The sequence below is a fragment of the uncultured Nitrosomonas sp. genome (assembly GCF_902826915.1).
Taxonomy (GTDB): domain Bacteria; phylum Pseudomonadota; class Gammaproteobacteria; order Burkholderiales; family Nitrosomonadaceae; genus Nitrosomonas.
The window spans coordinates 1-5,016 of record NZ_CADEGP010000116.1 but is presented as its reverse complement, the minus strand read 5'-3'; the positions used below and the strand labels follow the sequence as shown (position 1 = coordinate 5,016).

9 protein-coding genes and 2 pseudogenes are annotated in these 5,016 nt (G+C 39.6%); 3 read left to right on the top strand and 8 right to left on the bottom strand.

Features of this window, described 5'->3' with window-relative positions; genetic code table 11:
* Nucleotides 1–98: AbrB/MazE/SpoVT family DNA-binding domain-containing protein (locus tag QZV86_RS13435; RefSeq protein WP_295629160.1), on the bottom strand; the 98-nt coding region annotated here is incomplete at its 3' end.
* A gap of 112 nt (nucleotides 99–210) precedes the next feature.
* Nucleotides 211–342: a hypothetical protein gene (locus QZV86_RS13430; protein WP_258193062.1), complete on the bottom strand. Its 132-nt coding sequence runs from the start codon at nucleotides 340–342 to the stop codon at nucleotides 211–213.
* A 33-nt stretch (nucleotides 343–375) separates the two neighbouring features.
* On the opposite strand from QZV86_RS13430, the pseudogene QZV86_RS13425 reads away from it, so the two are divergent.
* Nucleotides 376–1,211: pseudogene (locus tag QZV86_RS13425) on the top strand (IS3 family transposase); the annotation flags it as partial.
* Between the two features lie 30 nt (nucleotides 1,212–1,241).
* Here the strand turns inward: QZV86_RS13425 and QZV86_RS13880 are convergent.
* Nucleotides 1,242–1,450, bottom strand: a pseudogene (locus QZV86_RS13880) (recombinase family protein); the annotation flags it as partial.
* Between the two features lie 124 nt (nucleotides 1,451–1,574).
* Here QZV86_RS13880 and QZV86_RS13875 point away from each other — a divergent pair.
* Nucleotides 1,575–1,859 (top strand): BrnT family toxin, encoded by a 285-nt coding sequence (locus QZV86_RS13875; protein ID WP_107803756.1) that lies wholly within the window; start codon nucleotides 1,575–1,577, stop codon nucleotides 1,857–1,859.
* Nucleotides 1,834–2,088, top strand: coding sequence for a BrnA antitoxin family protein (locus tag QZV86_RS13410; RefSeq protein ID WP_107803755.1), 255 nt, complete (start codon nucleotides 1,834–1,836; stop codon nucleotides 2,086–2,088). The genes QZV86_RS13875 and QZV86_RS13410 overlap by 26 nt, the downstream gene beginning before the upstream one ends.
* 138 nt (nucleotides 2,089–2,226) lie before the next feature.
* Here QZV86_RS13410 and QZV86_RS13405 read toward each other — a convergent pair whose 3' ends face one another.
* From QZV86_RS13405 to QZV86_RS13385, 5 genes are all read right to left on the bottom strand, one after another.
* A complete protein-coding gene (locus QZV86_RS13405; RefSeq protein WP_107803754.1) occupies nucleotides 2,227–2,526 on the bottom strand; it encodes a type II toxin-antitoxin system RelE/ParE family toxin in 300 nt (99 codons plus the stop codon).
* Entirely contained in the window at nucleotides 2,507–2,800 is a 294-nt protein-coding gene (locus QZV86_RS13400) for a type II toxin-antitoxin system Phd/YefM family antitoxin (RefSeq protein WP_107803753.1), read from the bottom strand. Before QZV86_RS13400 ends, QZV86_RS13405 begins: the two co-directional genes overlap by 20 nt.
* 169 nt (nucleotides 2,801–2,969) lie before the next feature.
* Complete coding sequence (locus QZV86_RS13395) at nucleotides 2,970–3,419, bottom strand: hypothetical protein (protein ID WP_107803752.1); 450 nt, start codon at nucleotides 3,417–3,419, stop codon at nucleotides 2,970–2,972.
* Nucleotides 3,416–4,147: a conjugal transfer protein TraL gene (locus tag QZV86_RS13390; protein ID WP_107803751.1), complete on the bottom strand. Its 732-nt coding sequence runs from the start codon at nucleotides 4,145–4,147 to the stop codon at nucleotides 3,416–3,418. The genes QZV86_RS13395 and QZV86_RS13390 overlap by 4 nt, the downstream gene beginning before the upstream one ends.
* 107 nt (nucleotides 4,148–4,254) lie before the next feature.
* The gene (locus QZV86_RS13385; RefSeq protein WP_132467139.1) at nucleotides 4,255–4,680 is read right to left on the bottom strand and encodes a TraK family protein; all 426 of its coding nucleotides are present in this window, start codon (nucleotides 4,678–4,680) and stop codon (nucleotides 4,255–4,257) included.
* Nucleotides 4,681–5,016 lie beyond the last annotated feature (336 nt).

Sequence of the window (5,016 nt, the reverse complement as noted above, 5' to 3'; positions counted from 1 at the left end):
ATAAAATTAACTTTGTCTCCATTCTGGAGATCTAATAAAGTGCGGATCTCAATTGGAATAGTAATCTGGCCTTTGCTGGTAATTTTCGCTGTCGACATAATTAATTTTTTCTTTCACTAAGAGATAGCTTTCATTATATTCCTTACATATCGGTAAGGCAACATGATGTTAAGATTTCCTCGTTATGCGCCAAGCACATAATGTCATGTTCTAAACTGTCCAGAACCATTTTGGCGGGAAGTGACAATAGAAGGTTGTTCTGCCGATACCAAGGGTTTTAATGATGTCGGAGATAAAAGGGTAATTTTCAGTATCTTTGAGCATGGCTTGTACTGTGCGCATTTTATCATCCTTCATTCAGACGAATTTGGTCAGCTTCCGCCCAGTCAGATTGTTCCCAGGCTAGCCGACTGCGGACAATACATTGCTTCCGAATCAACTTTCTATCGCGTACTGAGAGCGGAAAATCAGCTCAAGCAGCGCAGAGCGGAACGACCAGTAAAACAGCGTCACAAGCCGCGTGCGCTATCGGCAACGGCACCCAATCAGTTGGTCAGTTGGGATATTACTTACCTGCCCACACTGGTATTGGGAGTCTATTTTACCTGTATTTGTTCATCGATATTTTTAGCCGCAAAATCATTGGCTGGCAAGTTTATGATACAGAAAGCAGTGAACTGGCCAGCGACGTCATGCGCGATATTTGCATGCGAGAAAAAATCGCGCCGGACCAGGTGGTACTGCATTCGGACAACGGCAGCCCGATGAAAGGCGCAACGTTGTTGGCTACCCTGCAAGCATTGGGTGTGACACCATCATTCAGCCGCCCGGCGGTCAGTAACGATAATCCATATTTAGAGTCGCTATTCAAGACGATGAAATACCGGCCAGCTTATCCTAGCCAAGCGTTTGAAAGCCTCCTTGCCGCCAGGCGGTGGGTAGGCATGTTTATCCAATGGTACAACCATGAACATCGTCACAGTGCCATCCGCTTTGTAACCCCGGCAGAACGCCATGCCAACCTGGATACCGAGTTGCTGCAGAAGCGTGCCAATGTGTATGAAGAAGCGAAGAAGAGGCATCCGGAACGCTGGAGCGGCGTTACTCGGAACTGGCAGCCAGTTCGTGTCGTTCATTTAAACCCGGATCAACGCGTTCCCAAAAAAACCGATCAAAAGGAGGTTAATTCAGAACTCAAAAAGACAGCATAAATTCATACGTTCAGGCGACAACTAGCTTGACAACGACCGTGCCAGGCGTGAGAGTTTCCAGATTACCAGCGTATCACCTTCACGCATATATTTAAGAGCATCTTCTAACTGCAAACGTTTTGTACTTGCCCTGATATTTTTTCGGTAAATATCTTTTTACATCCTGCTTCATTTAGTGCCTCAATCTGTAATTGTGGATTTTGATCCAGAGTGGAAACCCGCGCATATCCGATCAACATATTTTCTGTTCCCAAAACGATCGTTTAGAGAATAACCAAAAGGGTGTTTCGGTATTTGTTCTGAGGATTTCTCACAAAATATATAATTCTTGACATATGTACATACATATTGTACATATAGAAAATGCGCTATGAATGGAGCCCTGATAAAGACATAACAAATCTAAAGAAGCACGGTATTAGCTTTAATGAAGCTTGCCAAATTTTCGAGAACGATGTTTTTACATGGATTGATAAGCGTAAAGATTACAACGAGACGCGAATAATAAGCATTGGTTCGCTTGATGGGGAAATCATCATTGTTGTTGTTCACACAGATAGAAATGGTATAACGCGCATTATTTCAGCGAGGCCAGCCAAGAAGAAAGAAAGGAGGTTGTACAATGAGCATATCAAAAAAACGTCTTAAGGAAATTAAAGCTATTAAGGATGAAGATATAGATTGCAGTGACATTCCTGAACTTGATGAGACCTTCTGGAAAAATGCTGTACTTGTTCACCCGGAGAAGAAAGAGCGCTTAACAGTACGCTTTGATGCGGATATGGTCGAATGGTTTAAAAATCAGGGTAGAGGCTACCAAACCAGGATGAATACTGTTTTGAGAAGCTTTTATGAAACTCATAAAAAAGAACTGTAAATTAATTGGTGTTGTTGAATAATTTGTATTAGCTCCGATACGATCTAGCCTTATTCGTTATATTTCTGGCCGTCGCTTGATGTCTGGGCCACATTCAACTTGCAATTCCCCGTGGCAAGACCACGGGGAATTGCAAGTTTAAAATGGATTTCGTTGCTGTGCCCCATGTTTTACGTGGAGGATCTGAACGGTTCTATCCTGTATACGGTATAACACGCGATAATTACCTATTATTAAGTGTCTAATTTCATATTCATAGTAACGATCTTCAAAAGCCATAGGGCAGCGCGCAGGAAAATCTTTTAGGGTCTGTATTTTGTCATAGATAGCAAAATACCAACTTGTTGCATTGTTCTGGGAATCCTTGGCAATATAGAGATAAATGTCTTCTATTTCTTTTGCGGCTTCTGGTGCAATGTCAATCTTGTACTGTGTCACGCTTTAAGCCATGTTTTTTCTCAAATTCTTTAAAAAACTCATTAGCAGGAATACTTTTACCTTCATCATGAGATTTGGCTGCTTGTGCTGTTTTCTCTAGCGTTTCTAATAAATCTATCATTTCTTCGTAGGCTCTTGCATCTTGAATGACTAACTCCGCTTTGCCGTTCACAGTCAGTATTTCAGGTTTTCCAGTTTCTTTTAAGCGTTTGATATGCTCCGCAGGTTTGCGGCTAAAATCTGAAACGGGGTTTATAGCATTCATTCTAAACATGATAAGGCCTCAACAAATTATTTACGGATTATAATCAGTTTATAGAATGCTATCTAGCTTGACAAGCTTAACGGGGAAAATTTAGAAAGCTTGCTTTCGAGTAGTTGGTTGGAGGAAGCGCATCATATTAAGGCATTGACTTTTAAATATTGATTTAAAGACCCCTATTTTACATTTTCAAATAGATAGTCAAAACAATTCCGGCAGCAATTAAAGTAATAAATGAAGCGATAATATTCAATATTGCGGTTTGTCTTGAAGTTGTCATTGTTTTGCAGGCTTCATTAAATTCAGCATGCAAATCAGCTTTCCAACGCTCAATAATAATATTGGATTGTTCTTCCATTACGCGTGAGATTTCTGTTTTGCTGGTTTGTATGGTTGAATTAAGAACTCGATCCGAATGATTTTTAGCTGCCATGGACAATTCAGAAACAGTCACTTCAAGCTGACTTCTAAAATTATCCAACAATTCCTGCTGAGCAGCCTTGCTATCCGAAATGAGGCGCTCATTCATGGTATGCAGTATCATGATGGGATCATCTTTGGATACGGCAACACCATGAACGGATGCGATTTGCTGAATTACTTTATCAATCTTTTCATCGGTCGTACTCATGCCAATACGGCTTGTGCACCTTCTAATTGCTCAAACAGATCGCTTTGTATTATTGTTAGCCGTTGGCGATTCATGATGGTTAATTCCGGTTTTTTGATCGCATCGGCAAAGGTCAACTTCGCTTGGAGCATTTCACTTAAATCACGACCAAAAGTTTCCGGCTTGTATTCTGGTATTTTGATAATGGCTGATACGCGGTTTTTGTTATCCAGATAAACACTCAAAGATTCAAAGCTTTTGCCTTCGAGCTCAATCTTTCCCCAAAAAGGATTAAGCCAGACAACAAATGAAACATCATCAGGAAACTGTTTTACCATCTTCTTAAATCCATTTAAGGTATCTGTCAGTGCCTGACCACCGGTAATAACGGTATGGACGATCAGCTCAATACCACTGTTTTTAAGCAGGGCAGGTATCTGATTGCTGATTAAGTAATGTGCCAAAGCCACAAAGGTACTGGCGCCATTATCAATCACCACATCGGTTTTACTTTTGGAGATGGATTCAATCAAATCATCAAATTTACGTGGATCAATTTCGTCACCTTCCATTAAATCCAATCGCTGAACATTTAATTTCTTAAATCCATGAAAAGTAGCATTCACCGGGTCAGTATCAATGCAAAGAACATTTTTCTTCTTGGCGTAATAATGCTGTGCCAGTATGGATGCGATGAAAGATTTACCAACCCCTCCCTTACCTTGCAAGATCATGTGTACTTTAGCCATTAGAATAATTCCTTCATAAAATTGTTGCGTTTAAATTGAAGCTTGCTACATCACGTTGTGAATCTTGATTCTTAATACGGGAATGAGCGCAATGATCTTGGCAGCTATTAAATAAAATCCTTAGGATCATAATCAGTACTCCACTCGAAACCTTTCGGGTTTCCATAATCCGGGGATTTTGGTGAGTCAGTTATTTTTATCCGATCTTGTGTCGATTCTGATTCAGGCTGGAGTTGCGCCGTCGATTCAGAATCAGGCAATGGCGCGGATTCTTTTTTAGCGATAATAGTTTTTGATTGTAGGGATGAATTAGTTTTATATTTATTTACTAAATTCAAGAAAGTTTGATAGCTAAATGTAATTTTTCCTTCTTCGTATAATACTTCCCAAATATATTTAACTGACCATCCATCATCGATGGCTTCATTTATTTCGTCGCGCAGAAGGAGAAACATTGCAAGATTGAATCTTGCATTGCTTTTGTTTTTCTTGACTGCATTCTCGGCCATCCGTTGAGATAACTTTTTTTCCATATCCGCTAATAGCCGCCGTACTAAAACGACAATGTCGTATTCATAATTCCATTCAAAAACTTTTTGGTTTGCATGATTTGAGAATTCAATTGTTTCATGAGCAAATCATACAACCAATTATTCAATAATCTATCCAATTATTAGCCAATAATGCAGTAGATATCCACTGTATAACAGGTATATAAGAATTAAACAAATATTAAATCAAGAAATGTCAGCTCGAATTAGATAACTACAAACTTAAATAATAATGCATAATTTAGTATATAGAGATAGAATACAGGGCAGGATATGTGATGTTAGCTAACAAGTAAACTTGTCATCCAACATCACAAG

Excerpts from the sequence above, each read along its gene's own strand:
- QZV86_RS13430 (WP_258193062.1), bottom strand. The coding sequence starts at position 342 with ATGCGCACAGTACAAGCCATGCTCAAAGATACTGAAAATTACCCTTTT.
- QZV86_RS13875 (WP_107803756.1), top strand. The coding sequence starts at position 1,575 with ATGCGCTATGAATGGAGCCCTGATAAAGACATAACAAATCTAAAGAAG.
- QZV86_RS13410 (WP_107803755.1), top strand. The coding sequence starts at position 1,834 with ATGAGCATATCAAAAAAACGTCTTAAGGAAATTAAAGCTATTAAGGAT.
- QZV86_RS13400 (WP_107803753.1), bottom strand. The coding sequence starts at position 2,800 with ATGTTTAGAATGAATGCTATAAACCCCGTTTCAGATTTTAGCCGCAAA.
- QZV86_RS13395 (WP_107803752.1), bottom strand. The coding sequence starts at position 3,419 with ATGAGTACGACCGATGAAAAGATTGATAAAGTAATTCAGCAAATCGCA.
- QZV86_RS13390 (WP_107803751.1), bottom strand. The coding sequence starts at position 4,147 with ATGGCTAAAGTACACATGATCTTGCAAGGTAAGGGAGGGGTTGGTAAA.
- QZV86_RS13385 (WP_132467139.1), bottom strand. The coding sequence starts at position 4,680 with ATGGAAAAAAAGTTATCTCAACGGATGGCCGAGAATGCAGTCAAGAAA.